At 65.4% G+C, this 20,586-nt stretch carries 19 protein-coding genes and 1 pseudogene; 13 read left to right on the top strand and 7 right to left on the bottom strand.

The window, feature by feature from the left end; all coding sequences use genetic code 11:
* The first annotated feature begins 246 nt into the window (after positions 1-246).
* The 4 genes from J2W23_RS06460 to J2W23_RS06445 all read left to right on the top strand — a co-directional run bounded on the left by J2W23_RS06460 (position 247) and on the right by J2W23_RS06445 (position 3,491).
* Positions 247-1,296, top strand: a complete 1,050-nt coding sequence (locus tag J2W23_RS06460; protein WP_176656867.1) for a Bug family tripartite tricarboxylate transporter substrate binding protein — start codon at positions 247-249, stop codon at positions 1,294-1,296.
* A gap of 10 nt (positions 1,297-1,306) precedes the next feature.
* Positions 1,307-1,693, top strand: coding sequence for a chorismate mutase family protein (locus J2W23_RS06455; RefSeq protein WP_307648126.1), 387 nt, complete (start codon positions 1,307-1,309; stop codon positions 1,691-1,693).
* 131 nt (positions 1,694-1,824) lie between these two features.
* Entirely contained in the window at positions 1,825-2,445 is a 621-nt protein-coding gene (locus tag J2W23_RS06450) for a hypothetical protein (protein ID WP_307648125.1), read from the top strand.
* A 656-nt stretch (positions 2,446-3,101) separates the two neighbouring features.
* Complete coding sequence (locus tag J2W23_RS06445; RefSeq protein WP_307648513.1) at positions 3,102-3,491, top strand: hypothetical protein; 390 nt, start codon at positions 3,102-3,104, stop codon at positions 3,489-3,491.
* Here the strand turns inward: J2W23_RS06445 and J2W23_RS06440 are convergent.
* Complete coding sequence (locus J2W23_RS06440; protein WP_307648124.1) at positions 3,464-4,153, bottom strand: GntR family transcriptional regulator; 690 nt, start codon at positions 4,151-4,153, stop codon at positions 3,464-3,466. The genes J2W23_RS06445 and J2W23_RS06440 overlap by 28 nt on opposite strands.
* Positions 4,154-4,257: 104 nt before the next feature.
* On the opposite strand from J2W23_RS06440, the gene araD reads away from it, so the two are divergent.
* Genes araD through J2W23_RS06420 form a run of 4 tightly spaced genes read left to right on the top strand, consistent with a single transcriptional unit; the run spans position 4,258 to position 8,898 of the window.
* The gene (araD, locus tag J2W23_RS06435; protein ID WP_307648123.1) at positions 4,258-5,985 is read left to right on the top strand and encodes an L-arabinonate dehydratase; all 1,728 of its coding nucleotides are present in this window, start codon (positions 4,258-4,260) and stop codon (positions 5,983-5,985) included.
* A gap of 46 nt (positions 5,986-6,031) precedes the next feature.
* Complete coding sequence (locus J2W23_RS06430; RefSeq protein ID WP_307648122.1) at positions 6,032-6,742, top strand: ribonuclease activity regulator RraA; 711 nt, start codon at positions 6,032-6,034, stop codon at positions 6,740-6,742.
* Positions 6,743-6,777: 35 nt separating this feature from the next.
* Positions 6,778-7,758: a Bug family tripartite tricarboxylate transporter substrate binding protein gene (locus J2W23_RS06425; RefSeq protein ID WP_307648121.1), complete on the top strand. Its 981-nt coding sequence runs from the start codon at positions 6,778-6,780 to the stop codon at positions 7,756-7,758.
* A gap of 33 nt (positions 7,759-7,791) precedes the next feature.
* Entirely contained in the window at positions 7,792-8,898 is a 1,107-nt protein-coding gene (locus J2W23_RS06420) for an SMP-30/gluconolactonase/LRE family protein (RefSeq protein WP_307648120.1), read from the top strand.
* Positions 8,899-8,975: 77 nt separating this feature from the next.
* Here J2W23_RS06420 and J2W23_RS06415 read toward each other — a convergent pair whose 3' ends face one another.
* Both J2W23_RS06415 and J2W23_RS06410 read right to left on the bottom strand, forming a co-directional pair.
* Positions 8,976-10,493 (bottom strand): tripartite tricarboxylate transporter permease, encoded by a 1,518-nt coding sequence (locus J2W23_RS06415; RefSeq protein ID WP_176656875.1) that lies wholly within the window; start codon positions 10,491-10,493, stop codon positions 8,976-8,978.
* 16 nt (positions 10,494-10,509) lie between these two features.
* Positions 10,510-10,998 (bottom strand): tripartite tricarboxylate transporter TctB family protein, encoded by a 489-nt coding sequence (locus J2W23_RS06410; RefSeq protein ID WP_307648119.1) that lies wholly within the window; start codon positions 10,996-10,998, stop codon positions 10,510-10,512.
* A 271-nt stretch (positions 10,999-11,269) separates the two neighbouring features.
* Here J2W23_RS06410 and J2W23_RS06405 point away from each other — a divergent pair, with 271 nt between their 5' ends.
* Complete coding sequence (locus J2W23_RS06405; RefSeq protein ID WP_307648118.1) at positions 11,270-11,686, top strand: MarR family winged helix-turn-helix transcriptional regulator; 417 nt, start codon at positions 11,270-11,272, stop codon at positions 11,684-11,686.
* Between the two features lie 160 nt (positions 11,687-11,846).
* Complete coding sequence (locus J2W23_RS06400) at positions 11,847-13,598, top strand: chloride channel protein (protein WP_307648117.1); 1,752 nt, start codon at positions 11,847-11,849, stop codon at positions 13,596-13,598.
* A 75-nt stretch (positions 13,599-13,673) separates the two neighbouring features.
* On the opposite strand, the gene J2W23_RS06395 is transcribed toward J2W23_RS06400, so the two are convergent.
* Both J2W23_RS06395 and J2W23_RS06390 read right to left on the bottom strand, forming a co-directional pair.
* Positions 13,674-13,868, bottom strand: coding sequence for a hypothetical protein (locus J2W23_RS06395; RefSeq protein WP_307648116.1), 195 nt, complete (start codon positions 13,866-13,868; stop codon positions 13,674-13,676).
* A 350-nt stretch (positions 13,869-14,218) separates the two neighbouring features.
* Positions 14,219-15,802 (bottom strand): tannase/feruloyl esterase family alpha/beta hydrolase, encoded by a 1,584-nt coding sequence (locus J2W23_RS06390; RefSeq protein ID WP_307648115.1) that lies wholly within the window; start codon positions 15,800-15,802, stop codon positions 14,219-14,221.
* A 101-nt stretch (positions 15,803-15,903) separates the two neighbouring features.
* Here J2W23_RS06390 and J2W23_RS06385 point away from each other — a divergent pair, with 101 nt between their 5' ends.
* Positions 15,904-16,599, top strand: a complete 696-nt coding sequence (locus J2W23_RS06385; protein WP_307648114.1) for a Crp/Fnr family transcriptional regulator — start codon at positions 15,904-15,906, stop codon at positions 16,597-16,599.
* A 661-nt stretch (positions 16,600-17,260) separates the two neighbouring features.
* The gene (locus J2W23_RS06380; protein WP_307648113.1) at positions 17,261-18,121 is read left to right on the top strand and encodes a prephenate dehydratase; all 861 of its coding nucleotides are present in this window, start codon (positions 17,261-17,263) and stop codon (positions 18,119-18,121) included.
* A gap of 131 nt (positions 18,122-18,252) precedes the next feature.
* Here the strand turns inward: J2W23_RS06380 and J2W23_RS06375 are convergent, their stop codons facing one another.
* Positions 18,253-18,546: a type II toxin-antitoxin system RelE/ParE family toxin gene (locus J2W23_RS06375; RefSeq protein ID WP_307648112.1), complete on the bottom strand. Its 294-nt coding sequence runs from the start codon at positions 18,544-18,546 to the stop codon at positions 18,253-18,255.
* Positions 18,547-18,553: 7 nt separating this feature from the next.
* Complete coding sequence (locus tag J2W23_RS06370; protein ID WP_307648111.1) at positions 18,554-18,838, bottom strand: ribbon-helix-helix protein, CopG family; 285 nt, start codon at positions 18,836-18,838, stop codon at positions 18,554-18,556.
* Between the two features lie 568 nt (positions 18,839-19,406).
* Here J2W23_RS06370 and J2W23_RS06365 point away from each other — a divergent pair.
* A pseudogene (locus J2W23_RS06365) lies at positions 19,407-20,396 on the top strand (NERD domain-containing protein); the annotation flags it as partial.
* Positions 20,397-20,586 lie beyond the last annotated feature (190 nt).

Below are 20,586 nucleotides of genomic sequence, written 5' to 3'. Positions count from 1 at the left end.
TTCTGATCGACTGAATCCACAGCACGACACCTCCAGTCGCCGCGAAGACGCGGCAGCGCACCGCTGATGCGCGACAACGATCTTGCATGACAAGCAAGCGCGACGAGCTGTGGCTTCGCCCCGCTCGTGGGCAAGGCGGGTCTTAGCAGCCACGATGCCCTGCGGACCTTTTTGCGCACCAGGCAGGAGTTGATTCGGCGCGTTGTGGAAGCAAGACTTGCCTTTCAATTCTCATCAGGTCTTGCCATGTCCTTCTTGGTTTTTCGAACACATGCCGCTCGTCTGCTATGTCTTTTCGGGGCATTCGCCTGTATCGGTATCGCCTGCGCGCAGTCGCCAGGCACGAATCGCTCCGGTCCCGGCCCGGCGGGTGCCCCGAGCGCCCAGCCAGCGGATCTGAACTGGCCGACGCGACCGTTGCGGCTGGTCGTCGGCTTCGGCGGCGGCTCGTCGCCGGATTTCGTGGCGCGCGTCCTGGCCGCTCCGATGGCGAAGGCGCTGGGCCAGCCTGTGATCGTCGAGAACCATCCAGGCGCCAGCGGCAACATCGCGGCGGACATCGTCGCGAAGTCCACCGACAGACACACGGTCGGCATTCTGATCAACGGCAATATGACGATCGCCAAGATCCTCAATCCGGCAACCTCCTACGATCCGCAGAAGGACCTGGTGCCGCTGAGCATCATCTGCACAGCGCCACTGGTGCTCGCTACGACGTCGGAGGTCTCGAAGGCCGATCCCCGCAGCTTCCTCGAGGCGGCGCGCATCGCGGGGGGCAAGTGGAGCTATGGCACTCCTGGCATCGGCACGATCGGCCACCTCGGCATGGAGCTTCTGAAGGCCCGTACAGGCATCGGCGCCGTGCATGTACCCTACCAGGGCAATCCGCAGGTCATCACGGGTCTGGTCGGAGCGCAGCTGCAACTGGCGCTCCTTCCGCCGGGCCTTGCCCAGGAGCAGGTGAAGGCCGGAAAGCTGCGCGCGATCGGCGTGACCTCGGCGCGTCGCTCCGAACTCGTGCCGGACTACCCGACCTTGCAGGAAGCGGGCCTCAAGGATTTCGAACTCGAGATCTGGACCGCCGCGGCGGCACCCGCCAGCCTGCCTGCTCCCATCGTACAGCGCCTGACCCAGGTTCTCTCGGAGGTCATTCGCCTGCCCGAGGTGCGGCGGAAACTCTTCCAACATGGCTATGAGGCCGCTGGCATTTCGGGCGAGGCGCTGGTGCGCCGGGTGAAGGCCGATACGGCCACGCTCACCGAGATCATCGCGAGCCAAGGCATCAAGCTCGAATAAGGAGATACCCATGAGTTCAGAACAAGGGCGCCCGAGCGGGTACCAGGAAACCGCGGCTGCAGTCCATGACACAACCCCAGCCGATGCCGGCAGCGGCGGGGACGCCCAACGAACCCTGCAGTTGCTGCGCGAAGAACTCGACGGCTTGGACAGAATGCTGCTCGAGACCGTGAGGCGCAGGCTCGATTGCTGTTGCCGGATCGGACTGCACAAGCGCGACCATGCGATTCCGATGATGCAGCCCCATCGCATCGGCGTGGTGCAGGAGCGTGCAGCCGCCTTTGCCGCCGAGCACGGCGTGAGCCCGGCGTTCCTGCGTGCCCTCTACGAACTGATCATCACGGAGACATGTCGGCTTGAGGATGAGATCATCGGTGCGCCCTCGACATCTGCATGAGTCGCTCGTTTTGCGCGCGAGCAAGCGCCAGTTCCGGCTCTGCCGGCGCTCGCGCATGCCGCGAACCCCATCAGATGGCCGTCGAGACCGACCCACTGTCATCGGTCATGGGCCACCGCCAAGGCGAACACATGCTGATCTTTTCAACGTTGGGCCATGAGGGCAGCAACCATCACTTCGTGCTCCAGCAGTACCTGGCCGCGCATGGCATTGCGCAGGCCTGCCGCATCGTATTGTTCGACGACTTCCACAGCGGTGCGCGCGCGCTGATCGCTGGGGAGGCGGACTACCTGCTTCAATGCGCTGTGCATCCGGCTGCAGCCGAGATCACGGGCACCTATCGCACGGCCATGGTGGTGGTCGACGCTTTCATTTCTCCCAGCCAGCCCATGGCGCTGGTGCGGTCCATGGGCAGCGGGGAGGGCGCTGGCAAGGTGGGCGTACAGACTGCCACGCAGAGCTATGCCGACCTTTCCGCTTGGCCGATCATCGTCCACGAGCCGACGGTGCTCGCGGTCCAGTCCGGTCTGACAGAAGGGCGCTACAGCGCGGGTATCGTCTTCACTTCCTTCGCGATGGCGCATGCAGAGCGCTTCGAGGTGGTCGAGCCCATCGGCACCGTCTGCGATGCATGGATCGTCTACGGACGCCAGGCCGTCGACGATGGCAGGGCCGTCGTCTGGGATGACAGTCCGGTCGCAAGGCAGTTCCGGACGCGGATCAAGCGATCGTCGGAGCCAGGCGGCAGTTGAAGCCGTGGCCCACTGTCGCGGCGGGGCGTAGCTCCGGTGCACGTGATGGTTAAGTCGGAAACGCGGACGCCCCGATCATTTCGGCGCCCGGTTCGACCAAGACCGCTGCGGCCAACGGAGGCGGACGTGGAGCAGGTGAGCGATTTGTTGCACGGCAAAGAAAACGCGGTGTGGGCAGACTGGGGCTATCGCGGCGCGCAGCTATGTCGATAGCTAGATCATGGGCTTCCAGCAGATGACGAAATCGCAGGATGCGAAGAGCGGTCACATCCACTCTACGGATCGAGGCCCCTGTCAGAGTTGGCGGAGCCCCGTTATCCGGCAGGCTTGCTGCGCTTGAGAAGTGGCCACATAGGCCAAGTCTCTTTTATCGCGCCCTGAGCAACTTCGGTTGCGGAAGACCGTTTGTATGCACTTCCCCGACAACCACGACCTCGGCGACCACCTGCAGCATGTGCGCGATTTCACGCCGCCCGACCTGCTGGGCAACGCGAGCGATGCCGTCAAGCGCCTGCCGTACTTCTGCGCCGGCTGTCCGCACAACACCAGCACCAAGGTGCCCGAGGGCTCGACCGCGCGCACGGGCATCGGCTGCCATCGTCGCGACCGGCTACGCGTGGCAGCGTGGCCTGGTGCCGCTGAGCCTGGAGGCGCTGATGCACGCGATCGAGCTCAATGGCGTGGCCGTGGCGGCCAACCAGTCGGCGTTTTCGCTGGGCCGGCTCGCGGCGGGGAACCCCACGGCGCTCGATCAGCTGCGCGCCGCGCCGATGGATGCGCAGGCGCAGCAAGCCGACGAGCGCCCGCTGGACGCGCTGCTCGCCGATGCACGCCGCCATCTCACCGGCTACCAGAGCGCCGCGTGGGCCGCGCGCTTCGCTGGTGCCGTCGAGCGTCAACTCTTCGAAGTTGCGACGCGCGTGCGCTGGGCGGGCGGTGCTGAACCGGTTCGCGTATCGGGTACGCGCCTTGGTCAACCGGCACGTCATGCGAAATGTCGAGCCGGCCTTTTGAAGGCTCAGGAAATCACGTACTCGGGGTACTGACGACAAATCTCGTTCACAGCACTGAGCGTTCCCGACAGGTGCTTGCGCAGCGCCGCCTGAGCGGCCGCCGGGTCCTGCGACTCGATGGCGCGAACGATGGCGCGGTGGTCGCGCAGGATCGCCTCGGTCTTGCCGGCGGTGGGCAGGTGCAGGCGGCGCAGCCGGTCGACGTGGCCGGACACCCGGCCCACGAGGTCCCACAGGCCGAGCACGTTGCCGGCCTCGTACATGAGCCGGTGGAATGCACGATCGGCCTCGACGAAGTCGCCGTAGCGCTGTCCCGCCGACAGCGCCGCCTGCTGGGCGATGATGGCTTTCAGCTGCGCGACCAATCCCTGCGACTCCTGCTGCGCCAGTTGGTGGACCAACTCCAGTTCAATGGAGCGGCGCAGGAAGTGCGCCTCGCGCGCCGCGGCGATGTCGATGCGGCTGACCAGCGTCGCATGCTGCGGGTACACGTCCACCAGCCCTTCCTCGCTCAGGCGCAGAAGCGCCTCGCGCACCGGGGTCTGGCTCACCCCGAAACGGTCGGCCAGCTCCTGCCGCGCGAGCACGGTCCCCGGAACGAGTTCGATCGACAGGATGGCCTCGCGCAGCTTCTCCAGCACTTGCGGCGCGGCAAGGCGTGTGCGGTCGATTCGGATCTTTGGCGCGGCGCTCATTGCGGGCGATTGTGTCATTGACGCACTAATATACTAGTGTTTTAATCGTCGGAATTGCCCTCGACAAGGGCGCGCGCACGGTGCGCACCCTAGAGTCACCCCCGATGAAACGCCCCTACGAATCCCTGCGCAGCGCCCGCTGGTTTGCGCCCGACGACTTCCGCTCCTTCGGCCATCGCTCGCGCGTGCTGCAGATGGGCTACAGCCATGCGGACTGGATGGGCAAGCCGGTGATCGCCATCGTCAACACCTGGAGCGATGCCAACCAGTGCCACTCACACTTCAAGCAGAGGGTGGACGACGTCAAGCGCGGCGTCCTGCAGGCGGGCGGCTTTCCGCTCGAGCTGCCGGCGATCTCGCTCTCGGAGAGCATGGTCAAGCCCACCAGCATGCTCTATCGCAACTTCCTCGCCATGGAAACGGAAGAGCTGCTGCGCAGCCACCCCGTGGACGGCGCGGTGCTGATGGGCGGCTGCGACAAGACCACGCCCGGCCTCGTGATGGGTGCGCTCAGCATGGGCGTTCCCTTCATCTACCTGCCCGCCGGCCCCATGCTGCGGGGCAACTGGAAAGGCAAGGTGCTGGGCTCGGGCTCCGATGCCTTCAAGTACTGGGACGAGCGCCGGGCCGGCCGGCTGGGCGAGCAGGCCTGGGCCGAGATGGAAGCCGGCATCGCGCGCAGCCAGGGCACCTGCATGACCATGGGCACGGCGGCCACCATGATGGGCATTGCCGAGGCGGTGGGCCTGACGCTGCCCGGCGCCTCGAGCATTCCCGCGGCGGATGCCAACCACATCCGCATGAGCGCCGACTGCGGTCGCCGCATCGTCGAGATGGTGTGGGAAGACCTCTCACCCGCCAAGCTGCTCACGCGCGCCAACTTCGAGAACGGCATCGCCTGTGCGATGGCCATGGGCTGCAGCACCAATGCGGTCGTGCACCTGATCGCGATGTCGCGCCGCGCCGGCCACGCGGTAAGCCTTGACGACTTCGACGCATTCAGCCGCCGCGTGCCCGTGATCGCCAACATCCGGCCCAGCGGCGACGCCTACCTGATGGAGGACTTCTTCTACGCCGGCGGCCTGCCCGCGATGCTGGAGCGCATCCGCGGCCATCTGCGCACCGATGCACGCACCGTCAACGGTCGCACCCTCGGCGAGAACATCGAAGGCGCCGAGGTCTACAACGACGACGTGATCCGGCCGCTGTCCAACCCCATTTACGCCGAAGGTGCGCTGGCCGTGTTGCGCGGCAACCTGGCGCCCGATGGCGTGGTGATCAAGCCCAGTGCCTGCGCGTTGCACCTGCTGAAGCACAGCGGCCGTGCGCTGGTGTTCGACGACTATCCCGCGCTCAAGAAAGCGGTGGAAGACCCGTCGCTCGACGTGACGGGCGACGACATCCTCGTGCTGCGCAATGCCGGGCCGCGCGGTGCCGGCATGCCGGAGTGGGGCATGCTGCCGATCCCGACCAAGCTGCTCAGGCAGGGCGTGACGGACATGCTGCGCCTGTCCGATGCCCGCATGAGCGGCACGAGCTACGGCGGATGCCTGCTGCACTGTTCGCCCGAGGCCGCCATCGGCGGGCCCCTCGCGCTGGTGAAGACCGGCGACCGCATCACCGTGGACGTGCCCGCGCGGCGCATCCACCTGGAGATCAGCGACGACGAACTCGCGAGCCGCAAGGCGCTGTGGACGCCGCCGCCGCCGCGCTACGAGCGCGGCTACGGATGGATGTTCACCCGCCACATCAAGCAGGCCAACGAAGGCTGCGACTTCGACTTCCTGGAGACCACCTTCGGCAAGCCCGTGCCGGAGCCCGACATCTTCTGATCCGCCAGTCCTTCCCCATCAATTCGACCGAGAACGGAGACCCCACGTGAATCCCGCCACCCGCGAGCAGCTCATGAAGGTGAGCACCGCCACCCTGTGCACCGCCCTGTTCAAGCGCGGCCTGCGCAACCAGTTCATCCAGGACGTGCGGCCGCTTAACCCCGGCCTGCCCAACATGGTGGGCGAGGCCTTCACGCTGCGCTACATGCCGGCACGCGAGGACCTGAACCCGATCGGCGTCTTCCTCGACCGTGACCACCCGCAGCGCCAAGCCGTGGAGCAGTGCCCCGAAGGCGCCGTGCTGGTGATCGACAGCCGCAAGGACGCGCGTGCCGCCTCGGCGGGCGGCATTCTCGTCACGCGCCTCATGAAGCGCGGCGTGGCTGGCGTGGTCACCGACGGCGGTTTCCGCGACAGCCCCGACATCGCGAAGCTCGGCTTTGCGGCCTACCACCACCGCGCGAGCGCACCGACCAATCTCACGCTGCACCAGGCCATCGACATCAACGTGCCGATCGGCTGCGGCGATGCGCCCGTGTTCCCCGGTGACGTGATCGTGGGCGATGCAGAGGGCGTGATCGTGCTGCCCGCCCACCTGGCCGACGAGCTTGCCGCCGAGGCCACCGAGATGACGGTGTTCGAAGACTTCGTGCAGGACATGGTGATGGAGGGGCGCTCCATCCTCGGCCTGTATCCGCCCACGGAAGAACGGAGCCGCACCGACTTCGCGGCGTGGCGCCAAGCCAGGGGCCGTTGAGCACCATTCCCTTTCCACCTCGAGGAGACAACAACATGCGTTTCACCCGCCGCGCCGCCGCGCTGCTTCTGGCCGCGCTCGGCCCCGTGGCTGCCTGGTCTCAGGCCCCGGAATGGCCCGCCGCCAAGCCCATCGTCTACGTCGTGCCCTTCACGCCGGGCGGCTCCACCGACATCGTGGGCCGCACGCTGGCCCAGAAGCTGGGCGAGAGTCTCAAGCAGTCGGTGGTGGTCGACAACAAGCCCGGCCAGGCCGGCGGCATCGGCGCCGCCTACGTGGCCAGGGCCGCGCCCGACGGCTACACGCTCTTCGGCGGGACCATCAGCACGCACGCCATCAACGCCAGCCTCTACAAGAAGCTGCCCTACGACCCGATGAAGGACTTCGAGCCCGTCTCGCTGGTCGCGCGCCTGCCCAATGTGCTCATCGTCAACAGCCAGCTCGGCGTGAACTCGGTGGCCGAATTGGTGGCGCTGCTAAAGAAGGACGAGAGCAAGCGCATCTTTGCCTCCTCCGGCGCCGGCACTTCCACCCACCTGGCCGGCGAGATGTTCGCCGATCTCATCGGCGTGAAGCTCACCCACGTACCGTACAAGGGCACGCCGCCGGCCCTGACCGACGTGGCCGCAGGGCAGGTGCCCTTCATGTTCGACCAGGTGACGGCCGCATTGCCGATGGTCAAGAGCGGCAAGCTCAAGCTGCTCGCCGTGACCACCGGCAAGCGCATCGCGCTGGTGCCCGAGCTGCCGACCATGATCGAGTCCGGCATTCCCGGCTTCGAGATGTCGTCGTGGCAGGCGGTGTATGCGCCCAAGGGCACGCCCGCGCCGATCGTGCAGCGCCTCAATGCCGAGATCGTGAAGGCGCTCAAGCAGCCCGACGTGCGGGCCAGGCTCTCGGATCAGCTGGCGATGGAGATCGTCGGCAGCACACCGGAAGAGCTGCGCGACTTCATGGCCAGGGAAATTCCGCGCTGGGCCGAACTGGTGAAGAAGTCGGGCGCGGTGGCCGATTGATCGAATCTTCGCAACCCCACAAGGAGACCTCCGATGCAGAACGAAATCAACGATCGACGACGCCAGTTTCTGAGAACCGCCGCGGGCGCGGGTGCCGCGGCGCTCAGCGGCCTGGCCGGTGCGCAAGCCTTCGATTTCAAACCCAACCAGCGCTACCCCGATCCGTCCGTGCTGATCCTGGACCCGAGCTTCGCCAAGTACCGGATCTACAGCAGCACGGTGGAGCAGCTCGGCACGGGCATGCGCTGGGCCGAGGGCCCTGTCTACTTTCCCGAGCATGGATACCTGCTCCTGAGCGACATCCCGAACAACCGGTTGATGAAGTACGACGAGAAGACCGGCAAGTTCACCGTGCACAAGACAGGCGTCAACTACGCCAATGGCAACACCCGTGACCGCCAGGGGCGGCTGATCACCTGCGAGCACTCGGTGACGCGGCGCGTGGTTCGCACCGAGAGGGACGGGCGCATGACGGTGCTGGCCGACAACTACGAAGGCAGACGCCTCAATGCGCCGAACGACGTCGTCGTCAAGTCGGACGACACCGTCTGGTTCACCGACCCCACCTTCGGCATCAACGGCGAGTGGGAAGGCTTCAAGGCTGCGCCCGAGCAGGCGACGACCAACGTCTACCGCATCGCGAAGGACGGCAAGCTGACCGCGGTGATCACCGATCTGGTCAATCCGAATGGCCTGGCGTTCTCGCCCGACGAGAAGAAGCTCTACGTCGTCGAGTGGAAGGGCACGCCGAACCGCAGCATCTGGAGCTACGACGTATCGCCGGACGGCACGGGCGTTTCGAACAAGACCAAGCTGATCGATGCCGACGGGCCGGGCGCCTTCGACGGCTTTCGCGTCGACCGTGAAGGCAATCTCTGGTGCGGGTGGGGCTACACGGGTGCGCTGGCGACCGAGCCCAGCGACATCGGTGGTGGGATGAAGGCCTACCTGCCGACCGCCAGGTCGGAGGAGATGGACGGCGTGAAGATCTTCAATTCGCAAGGCAAGCCGATCGGCTTCATCCGCCTGCCCGAGCGCTGCCCGAATCTGGAATTTGGCGGGCCGAAACGCAATCGCCTCTACATGGCGAGCAGCCATTCACTCTATGCGCTCTACGTGGAGGCTCACGGCGCCGTCTGAACGGTGTCGAGTTTCGCGGACGCAAGCGCGAATGAAGGCGGCAGGCGGCGGCCCACACCAAGTCGCTACAAGCGCATCTAGGTCTCCTCCACGAACGCCTCTTCGCGTTTCGACCGGATGGACGGCAGCAGCACGACCAGCAGCAGCAGCACCGCCGCGATCAGCAGTCCCGCGGAGATCGGCCGCGACACGAACACGCTCCAATCGCCGCGCGACAGCAGGAGCGCACGGCGCAGGTTCTCTTCCATCATCGGCCCGAGGATCAGGCCCAGGAGCAGCGGCGCGGGCTCGCAACCGAGCTTGATGAAGGTGTAGCCCACGACACCGAAGATCGCCACCAGCCAGATGTCGAACACGTTGTTGTTGGTCGAGTACACGCCGATGGCGCAGAACAGCACGATGGCCGGAAAGAGCCACTTGTAGGGAATGGTCAGCAGCTTGATCCACAGGCCGATGAGCGGCAGGTTCAGGATCACCAGCATCAGGTTGCCGATCCACATCGAGGCGATCAGGCCCCAGAACAGTTCGGGGTTGCTGGTCATCACCTGCGGGCCGGGCTGGATGTTGTGGATGGTCATGGCGCCGACCATCAGCGCCATCACCGGATTGGGCGGAATGCCCAGCGTGAGCATCGGGATGAAGGAGGTCTGCGCCCCCGCATTGTTGGCCGCCTCGGGGCCGGCCACGCCGCGGATGTTGCCCTTGCCGAAGGGCACCTCGCCCGGCTTGAGCTTGATCTTCTTCTCGAGCGTGTAGGCCGCAAAGGCCGACAGCAGCGCGCCGCCGCCCGGCAGGATGCCCAGCGACGAACCGAGCGCGGTGCCGCGCAGCACCGCCGGGAACATGCGCTTGAAATCTTCCTTGGTGGGCATGAGGCCCGAGACCTTGGCGGTGAACACCTCGCGCTCGTCCTCGGGGCGGGCGAGGTTGGCAATGATCTCGCCGTAGCCGAACACGCCCATGGCGATGGCGATGAAGCCCAGGCCGTCGGTGAGCTCGGGAATGTCGAAGCTGTAGCGCGCCACGCCCGAGTTCACGTCGGTGCCCACCAGGCCCAGCAGCAGCCCGACCATGATCATGCAGATGGCCTTGAGCAGCGAGCCCGACGCCAGCACCACCGCGCCGATGAGGCCGAGGATCATCAGCGAGAAGTATTCGGCCGGGCCGAACTTGAAGGCGATCTCGGTCAGCGGCGGAGCGAACGCCGCCAGGATCAACGTGCCCACGCAACCTGCGAAGAACGAGCCCAGCCCAGCCGCCGCGAGCGCGGGCCCGCCGCGCCCCTGCTTGGCCATCTGGTGCCCGTCGATCACGGTGACCACGGAAGACGACTCGCCCGGCAGGTTGACCAGGATGGCCGTGGTCGAGCCACCGTACTGCGAGCCGTAGTAGATGCCCGCGAGCATGATGAGTGCGGCCACGGGCGGCAGCGCATAGGTTGCCGGCAGCAGCATGGCGATGGTGGCCGTGGGGCCGATGCCCGGCAGCACGCCGATGAGCGTGCCCAGCAGGCAGCCGATGAAGGCATAGATGATGTTCTGCAGCGACACCGCCGTGGCGAAGCCCAATGAGAGGTTGTTGATCAGGTCGGTCATGGTTCCGGCTCCTCGCTCAACCGCTGATGAAGGTCGGCCACACCTGGAACTGAAGCTTCAGTCCCACGATGAAGGTCAGGTAGCTGCCGATGGCGAGCACCGTTGCGAGGATCAACGAGAGCTTCATGGAGAAGTTCGCGCCCGCCATACAGGCGACGACCACAAGCGCATAGATCGCGACGATCAGGCCCATCGCAGGCAGGCCGAAGCTGTGCAGGCCCGCGAGAAGGATGCCGAACAGCAGGTTCGCGCCGATGATGAAGCCCAGCGGCTTCCATGCGATCTTTCCGACTGGCTCGCCGTCGGCGGTCTTGATGGTGAACGCGCTGGAGATCACCACCAGTCCCAGCACCGTGAGCAGCGTGCCGATGATCAGCGGGAAGTAGCCCGGGCCCATGCGCGCCGCGCTGCCCACGTTGTAGTTGGTGGCGCCGAGGGCGAAGGCCGCACCGACGCAGGTGAACATGACGCCCGAGAAGAAGGTCTTCTGGCTCTTGATCTGCATAAGCAATCTCTCTCTCGAATGGGAATGGGATTGGTAAGGAAGGACAGGAACAGCAACATCGCGGCCCGCGCAGTGACTCGAAGAGCGGCACGGACCCAAGGAATGCACATGGCAGGCAAAGGCCGGCGCGGTATCGCCGGTTCGCCGGTCAGGCTGCGGACAGGTATGTCATGTTATGAGGTTTATTACATCACATCGTGAGTAATAACCCTCTGAAGCATGGGCCCGCGCTGCTACATTGCCCTCCGTTCGCACATCACTTGGAAATGCAATGGCCAGCCAACGGGGAAGCATCGAAAAACAGCACCTGGAGGCGCTGTCCGATTTCAGATTCAGGCTTCGCAGCTTTCTTCGCTTCAGCGAAGACGCCGCGAGGGCCGAGGGCATCACGGTGCTCCAGTATCAGTTGATGCTGCACACCCAGGGATTCCCGGGACGGGAATGGGCCACGGTCAGCGAGATCGCCGAGCGGCTGCAGGCCCAGCATCACGGCGTCGTAGCGCTCGTCTCGCGTTGCGAGGAGGCCGGCCTCGTGAAGCGCAGACCCAGCACCACGGACCGACGACAGGTCGAAATCCACCTCTTGGCCGCGGGGCGAAAAAAACTGGAGAGACTCGCTGTCTTGCACAAAGATCAGGTTGCTTACCTGGCCGAGGTTGTCGCACTCGCAAGCAGAGGCGGCGCATAGCAGGGGCAGTGGAGAGTCGATTCCACATCTATCATGACGTGATATATTTGGTTTGCTTCATGTTTGGGTACACCCGTGACCGAAGGCAGAAGCTGCCAGCGTGTAGGCCGGGTCGCACGGCGCGGTCAAAGACGCTGCAGATCGACCCTCTTGAACCGCCATGTCCACACCTTCTCATCCTCCGCGCGGCGACTTCGCCCTCAATGCCCGCCTGCTGCGCATCACCGCCATGGCCATCGTCATCGGCGCCATCAGCACCGTGGCCGCGCGCGTGCTGCTCGACCTGATCCGCTTCTTCACCAACCTCTTTTTCTTCCAGACCTTCTCGCTGGCCGACCGCTCGCCGGCCACGCACACGCTGGGCGCCTGGGTCATCGCGGTGCCGGTGATCGGCGGGCTCATCGTGGGGTTGATCGCGCGTTATGGCTCCGACAAGATCCGCGGCCACGGCATTCCCGAGGCGATCGAGGCGATCCTGTTCGGCAAAAGCAAGATGTCGCCGAAGGTCGCGCTGCTCAAGCCGCTGTCCTCGGGCATCGTGATCGGCAGCGGCGGGCCGTTCGGCGCCGAGGGGCCGATCATCATGACGGGCGGCGCCATCGGCTCGCTGATCGCGCAGTACTTTCACCTCACCGCCGCCGAGCGCAAGGCGCTGCTGGTGGCGGGTGCCACCGCCGGTATGACGGCCGTGTTCGGAACGCCCGTGGCCGCCGTGCTGCTGGCGGTCGAACTGCTGCTGTTCGAGCTGCGCCCGCGCAGCCTCTTGCCGGTGGCCGTGGCCTGCGCGGTCGCGGGCTTCACGCGGCCGCTCTTGATGGATGCGGGTCCGCTGTTCCCGCTGCAGACCGCTGTGCCCGGTCCGCTCGCGATGCTCTCCTGCATCGTTGCCGGCCTCCTGTGCGGGATGCTCTCGGCGTCACTCTCGATCTCGCTCTACAAGGTGGAGGACCTCTTCGGCAAGCTGCCGATCCACTGGATGTGGTGGCCGGCCATCGGTGGCTTGGCGGTCGGCATCGGCGGCTACTTCGAGCCGCGCGCGCTGGGCGTGGGCTACGACGTCATTGGCGACCTGCTGCACAACCACCTCGCGCTCGGCGTGGTGGCCGCGCTGCTCGCGGTGAAGGCGATCATCTGGGTCATCTCGCTGGGCTCGGGCACCTCGGGCGGCGTGCTGGCGCCGCTGTTGATGATGGGCGCGGGCCTCGGCGTGGTGCTCTCGCACGTGCTGCCCGGCAACGACCCGATGCTGTGGCCGCTGGTCTGCATGGCCGCCACGCTCGGCGGCGTGATGCGCGCGCCGCTCACCGCCACCATCTTCGCCTTCGGGCTCACGCACGACAGCAATGCGCTGCTGCCGCTCTTGACCACCTCCGCCGTGGCCTACGGCTTCACCGTGCTCACGATGCGCCGCTCGATCCTCACCGAGAAGATCGCGCGCCGCGGCTATCACATCTACCGCGAGTACGGCATCGATCCGCTGGAGCGCCATTCGGTCGAGGAAGTGATGACGCGCGAGGTGCGCAGCATCGACGCCGCGCTGCCCGTGGGCGAGGCGCTTGCGCAGTATTTCGGCGAAGGTCAGGTGCATCGCGCCTACCCGGTGCTGCGCGGCAGCGCGGTGATCGGCATGGCCGACCGCGCTATGCTCGCGGCGTTCAGCGTGGGCACGGTGGGCGATGCCTGCGAAGGCTCGGCGCCGCTGCCGTTCGCGCTCGCGGGCGAGAACTGCCGCGTGGTGGCGACGCGCCTCGCGCGCCTCCGGTTGGAGCGGCTGCCGGTCGTGAAAGATGCGCAGTCGCTCGCGCTGGTCGGCCTCGTGGCGCGCAGCGACCTCATCAAGCCCTCGCTCGCGCATTTCGACGAAGAAGAAAAGCGCGAGCGCATGCGCGGCCTGCCCTGGCAGGCTACGTGAACCCTCCAACCTCGGGCTCGTCGACATCGGCCGAGATCCGACGGAGCGGGGCGGTCGCGCCTTTGCGCTTCGTACTCATCTTGGCGGCTGGATGTTGAACGTGACCCGCACCTGGTCGAGCCTGGCTTGCGCATTCCAGTAGCAAGCTGCCAACTGCTCCTGCGTCGGCTCAGGGTATCCATCTGGAGGGCGCAAAGCATTGCCTAGCCGCTCGAAGGCGGCTTCCCAGGCGAGCTTCGCGATCGCACGTCCATCCGGCGAAGTGGGCATCTTTTCCTCCGGCCATTTTTTGTGGGCCTGAAATCATAGACCGGGCAAGTCGCTGACCCCGGGTCCGAGGCCGGCGTTCCGCGCTTGCCAGCACTGTGATCAGAGCCAAGATGAGCTTCGCTGAATGCCGCGCCGCGGCGGCAAGTGGTCCAGTTCGGTCAGGACGGCGATGGATGAGCCCGGCGCGCGAACTGCTGATGTGGAGGACGTGCGTCCCTCGCAGGCGTTCCGTTCCGCGCAAGCGCTGTCGGATTCCGTGTCGAGCGCGTCCGCGCACACGTCGTAGACCGGCCGCGCGAGTCGGCGGCCGGACACACGGAAAGTGGGGCCAATTCAGCAAATGAAGACGCTCAAGAACTCTGGCAGCTGTAGCTGTCCGCCGAATTCACGTCGCCGCTGCCCTTGTATTTCGGAAAGGTCGGGTACTTGCACAAGGGGCGCGCAAGTATTGGAGCTTTGGTCGTCGAATCCAGCTTGGTCGCCACGATGTTTTGAGTGGAGGGCTTTGTGCCCCTCTCTCGCCACTTTGCGACTGCGTCCACAAGGTCGACGGTGTCAGGACCGACACCGCCGGCGCAATGCTGAACGCCGGGCTGGAGGAAGAACTCCATCGAGGCATCCCGCGTGGATGCGCCGCCGACCGCGGTCGCTACATCGGTGAAGTACTTGATCGAGCCCTTGTAGCTGATTGCCCAGTCGTTCGTTCCATGGGCAAGGATCATCTTGCCGCCCTGTCCGAAGAAGGAGCGAAGGTCCGGCGTCGCATCGAGCGTGGTGGCCGCGAGCCGCAGTCCCGCGGAGTAGAACTCCGGATCGAAGCCAAGCACATTGAAGGCAGGATCGCCCGTGACCCAGTACTTAACGAGGCCGCTCCCGAACTGGAACTGGAGGCCGGTGCCGCCTATGGCGGAGCCCGTCACCCACAGGGGCCAGCCCTGGTCTTCGCCGCCAGGTCCCCAGCCGGGGTAGACGGTCGTCCCGTCCTTGCGCTTGAGTTCGGAGTAGATTGTGTTGGCAGTCGCGATCTGTGGGTCGCTCAGGCATGTGTCCGCATCGCCTGCCGTGCAGCGCAACACTGCTGGGTTGAACGTGCAGGCTTCCTGGTTGCTCACGATGCCATCGGACACACCATCCAGCGCGTCGCACTGCGCGGTGACGGTCTTGCCGATGAGCGAGACCTTCGCATCGCTCAATTGCCCGCCCGGCGCGGCAAGCGCCTTTCCGTTCGCAACAAAGGCCTGGAACAGTTCGGTGAAAGAGTAGGCCGGCGCACGCACGACGATGCCGTCGAAGTCGTTCGGGAAGCGCGTGGCCTGGATCAATGCCTCCCTGCCGCCGTTAGAGCAGCCCTCGAAATAGCTGAACTCGGCATCCGAGCCATAGCGCTTGCGAACGATCTCCTTGGTGACCTCATTGACCGAATGGATCGAGAGATAGCCGAAGTCCGCCTGAGCCGTGGGATTGTTCAAAAAGACTGAAGCGTCCAAGCCGTCACCCTGGCGCCCGCCATCCGAGGCCACGAGTACGTAGCCGGCAGTTGCCCCACTTGGTGAGACGGGCGTGATGCTGATGCTGCCGTCCCAACCGCCGCCGCCGGCATACAGGAGCTTGTTGTTCCACACAGTGGGCAGATGCACTTCGAAGTTGAGCGTGCCGTGCAGGGTGCCCGTGATCTTGCAGTACTCCGCGGCTCCTGCTGCCGCCGGGACGAGCGTCGCCTCTTTGAGCGCTGCGCCGGCAAGCGAAGCGCCGGCGAAGATCGAGCACTTCTCCTGCGCCGTCGCAACTGGTGTCGGCGGTGGTGTTTGCGTTGGCGCCGGTGTCGGGAACAGCACCGGCCAGTTGCCTGCCCTGTCACTTCCGCCTCCGCAGGCGGTCAGCAGGATGGGAATGCTCAGCAGCGCGTAGCCTGCCATCGATAGAGGGTTTCTCATGATTTGTCTCCTGTTCGTACTGCCACATAAACTCAGACGACTCAGGCCGTCGCCTGCGCAGTGCATGCTAGGCACTAAGGCCGAGGAAGAAAGTCTTTCCGATGACAAATCACGCGCAGACCATCTCGATGTTGCGAGCGGCTGCTTGGGCCGGCGGACTGACGCGCGAGCAACTTCAGCGCGTCGAACTGGAAACGCAGGACCGCTTTTATTCGGCTGGTGAGATCGTCTGCCGCAAATCAAGCGCGGCGACGCACTGGATCGGGATCGTCGAAGGGATGGTCAAAGTGGACGTCCTGTCGGCGGACGGCCGAAGCACCACATTGACCGGGGTCACCAATGGCGGTTGGCTCGGGGAAGGTTCCGTGCTCAAGGGGGAGTTGCGTCCCTACGGCGTTGTCGCGCTGCGTGACACCCGCATTGCGTTGATGCCGAGCCAGACCTTTCACTACTTGGTCGCCAACAGCTTGAGCTTTTGCCATTTCATGATCGATCAGCTCAACGCAAGGCTCGGTCAATTCATTGCGCTGGCCGAGAGCTATCGGATGCACGACATCAGTTCGCGCGTGGCAGGCTGCCTGGCTGAACTCTTTAATCCTCAACTCAACCCCCAGACCCATCCAGTCCTGCATATATCGCAGGAGGAGATTGGCCGGCTGGCCGGAATTTCCCGCCAGGTCGCCCATCGCGCCCTGCACGAGTTGGAGGAGGCGGGCTTGCTTCACATCCGCTACGGAAGCATCGACGTCTTGAACGTCGATGGCCTGCGGGTGTATGCGCGCGAGCACTCGGAGTAAGGACCTCGTGCAATTCGATGTAAGCGCACGGTGAAGTCATCTTGATTGCCTGAGAGTCGGCAGGCATCGTGTCCGCGCTGAATGATGTGGATGCAATAGATGGTGTGGTTAAGCGGGCGACCCGTCGCAAGCACAGCGCGCGGTTCAAGGCTGAGGTCCTTGAGGCTTGCCGGCAGCCGGATGCTTTTGCCGCGGTGATCGCGAGGTTGACAGCGCGCCTGTGGCCTGTGGAGTGGCGGACGGGCCACTCAGCATGTCATCGCTGCGGAGGGGAGGGCGCGTGGGTGCCAACCAGGCATCGTGCTTTTCTCCTTGCTCCGTCCGCCAGCGCCCTTTTCGGGCTGCAGCCAGCCGCGTGATCGGGGCTCCGTGCAAGCGTGGCCTTCGCGAGGTGCTGCTGCCGGCGCTGCCTTCGCATCTGTCTTGCCGCGGTTTTGCGCAGCACGCAACGTGGTAGCCGGCGGCGCTCGCAATCCTGGGCACGGCAGCGTGCGAGAAAGTGCATGCCGCGCACGCGTTGCCGAGCGCGCCCGCCGTCTGGATCATTGCGGCCTCCGTCGTGAAGACGTGCAGGCCTCCAACGCCGCGATCTCGATGCGGCGTGCGCTGGAGACCCGTGCGCTTCTCTCCACCGTTGTTGTTGCCCGTGCCGTTCAAACTCATGAAAACCCTTTCCCTGTGCGCCGTCACGATGGCCACGCTTGCCATGGGCGTCTCTTCGATCACCAGCGCCCAGATCGCTTACCTGGGACCGGCAGGCAGCTGGACCCACCAGGCCTGCATGGACCTGTTCGGCGACGCGAACCTGGTCGCGCTCGACAGGCAGGCGCTCTTCAAGGCCCTGCGCGCGAAAACCGTCGCCAAGGCCTGCGTGCCCGCCACGACGTCGGTGGTCGGGGCCACGCCCTATCTGGACGACGTGCTGGCGCTTGAGACCGTGCATGTGGTGGGCGAGTACCCGAAGGCACTGGGCTACAGCCTGCTGGTCAAGCCCGGCACCCGCAAGGAGGACATCCGCACGGTGCTGGCGCACCCCGTGGCGCTGGAGGAGGTCGAGCCCTGGCTCGATTTGGAGATGCCAGACGTCGAACGCCAGCCGGCGGCCAGCGGAGGCGCTGCGGCGAAGTCGGTGGCGGAAGGGGCAGCGTCGGGCATGGCCGCCATGGGACCGCCCGGCGCGGCCCGACTCTATGGCCTCGTGCCGATCGTCAGCGGCATCGAGGAGGGGCCTCACAACACGACGCGCTGGTGGGTGCTGGGGCATGCGATCCCGGCACCCAGCGGCCATGACAAGACGACGCTGCTGCTGACCGTCGACGAAGAGGGCTTTCAGCGATCGCTGCAGGCGCTCGCTAAATCGGCCCGGGTCCTGGCCGTCTACGAACGCCCGGGCAGGCGATCGCTGGATGGACACCGCTATGTCATCGACGTCGTGGGCCATGCCTCACAGCCGGAGATCGCGAGGTTGCTGGCGGAGCATGCGGAGTTCCGGCTTCTCGGCTCCTACCCTCGAAGATATTGAATATCCCGGGAGGCGCGCGCGCCGTGTGTGGGATCTCGACTCGGTCGTGCGTCGCCTGGGTCGAGGCGAGAGCGGGAGGGGAGGGTGAGCGGCGTTCGAAGCGCGAGGTCGAGGCGCAGGCAGGCCGCCCTTCAGTGCTTGAACCCGGACTCGCGCTGGGCTCGCAGTGCCAGGATGAAGACGGTCTCGATCCCGGCGAGGTAACGGTACAGCGCCACATAGCCGCGGTTGCCCTTGCCGATGATCAGCTCGCGCTTTCCGCCTGCGACGGGGCAGCCGATCAGCGGGCTGCGCGCAAGGATCTGGATGGCCTCGAGAATCTCCGCGACCCGGTTCGCTGCATCGGCGACCTGGTGCTGTTCCAGATGGTCGATGAAGCGGTCGATGTCGTCCAGAACCTCTGGCGCCAGCTCGATGCGGACCATGGGCCGGTCAGATCCCCGGCCTGCGCGCCAGAGGCCGGCGAGGTTTCTGGCCGGCCGCGCGTGCCTTCAGGTAGGCCGCAGCATCCTCCCAGGCGACCGATTCGCCAGTGCGCTGCAACGCAGCCCATCGCTTGTCTGCGATTCGATGCAGTTCCTCGTCCAATTCGCTGCGCTCGACCATGTCGGACAGCGCGTCCAGGATGAACGCATGCGAAGACCTGCCCGACCTCGCAGCCGCAGCCGCGATGCGGGCCTTGAGCTCATCTTCAAGGCGGATGGTCGTTGTCGACATGTTGATGGACCTCATGACATTGGCAGTTGCGCATACTGTAGCACACTTGTAGCACATCGGACCTTCAACTGCTGTGCCGGTCCGGCCGCGACAGGCTGGATCATCTGGGGGGCTGCGATCGCAGCCGGAGTGCTGGAGGAGCATGCGGAGTTCCGGCTTCTCGGCTCCTATCCGAGGCGGTATTGAACGCGCGCACGGCGCCGCAGCGCTTTGCGGGGAGTGTCTGCCCGGCGACGATTGAGTGGAGGCCCGGTCGCCTCGCATCGTTCTTGCGCCCTACGGGCCACTTCTTGGATGGTGATGGGAAGCACTCCAAATCGTCGACGAGCCATGTTGGCGCCGCGAACGAAGCGCAGCGAGCCGCATGCGAAGGCTTGGATCAAGTCGATGACGCTGAGCTGGGTGTCTCGGATGAGTGGCTGGCCAAGGCCTGCGTCATCATGCGGTGCCAGCCTCGCCTCGGGGCTGCGCAGAGGCGCAGGGCGAACATGGTTGACTGTATCTAGCTGTTACGGGAGGTTGTGGCCTGGCCTTATCCCAGTCAACCTACTACGCGACCGTATCGTCCATGGCTGCACTGATCCCTGCGTTGAGCAGCTGCGTCGCGCGGATGACCTCGGGCGAGCGCCGCTTGGCGGAGCGGCTGCAGCAGAAGCTCGACGAAGACTACCTGCTGTGGTTTGACGTTCCGATCAGGCCCAAGCAATGCCATCCCGACTTCGTGGTGCTGCACCCGCGTCGCGGGTTGCTGATCCTCGAAACCAAGGATTGGCGCCTGGAAACCATCCAGAAAGCCAGCCGCGGTGACTGGTTGAACGCACCCGATGGCGTTCCCAAGAGCGTTCCCAATCCGATCGAGCAAGCCCGACATCAATCCCTGCAGGTTGTCGATGCCCTCAAGCGCGATGCGCAGCTGATTCAGCACGAGGGCAAATGGCAGGGCATGCTCACCTTCCCGTGGAGCTACAGCGTCGTTTTCACCCGCATCACGCGCAAGCAGTTCGACGCCGCCGGGCTTGGAAGTGCGATCGAGCCGAACCGGGTTGTCTGCTCCGATGAGATGCTGGAGGACGCCGAGCCCGAGGCCTTCCAGAGCCGGCTCTGGGACATGTTTCCGCAGTTGATGCGCGGCGCCCTGTCGTTACCCCAAATCGACCGGGTGCGTTGGAACCTGTTTCCCGAGGTGCGCGTCCCCGAGCAAGGCGCGCTCTTCGACGATGCGGACGACAAGGCGACGATTCCCGACTTCCTGCGCGTGATGGACCTGCAGCAGGAACAGCTGGCACGCAGCCTGGGCGACGGCCACCGGGTCATCCACGGCGTCGCAGGCTCTGGCAAGACCACGATCCTGGGCTACCGCGCCGAGTACCTGGCCAAGGCCTCGACGGACCTGCACAAGCCCGTGCTCGTCCTTTGCTACAACGAGCCGCTGGCGGTCGAGTTGCACGCCACCATGCAGGCCAAGGCATTGGCAGACCGCGTCCATGTCCGCCACTTTCACAAATGGTGTCGGGACCAACTCGTGGCGTTCGGTCAGCCGTTGCCGCCCAACGGCCTTGCCGTGGGTGCCAAGATGGACGGGGGCTTCCACCCAAGTCGCGGGTCCTTCCTGGGAGTGCGCTGCACGGGTAATTCGAACCGCGAGTGCGGACTGTTCGGCGCGCCTCCCAAGGGGGTTAAGTGAAGATCGGCTAGCGCGGCAGCAAGCCAAGCCCAATCCGCATCAACATCTGCGCGAGATTAAGAAC

Origin of the sequence: Variovorax boronicumulans, from assembly GCF_030812215.1 — a bacterium.
Taxonomy (GTDB): Bacteria; Pseudomonadota; Gammaproteobacteria; order Burkholderiales; family Burkholderiaceae_C; genus Variovorax; species Variovorax boronicumulans_C.
This window is presented reverse-complemented; position numbering and strand designations above follow the sequence as displayed.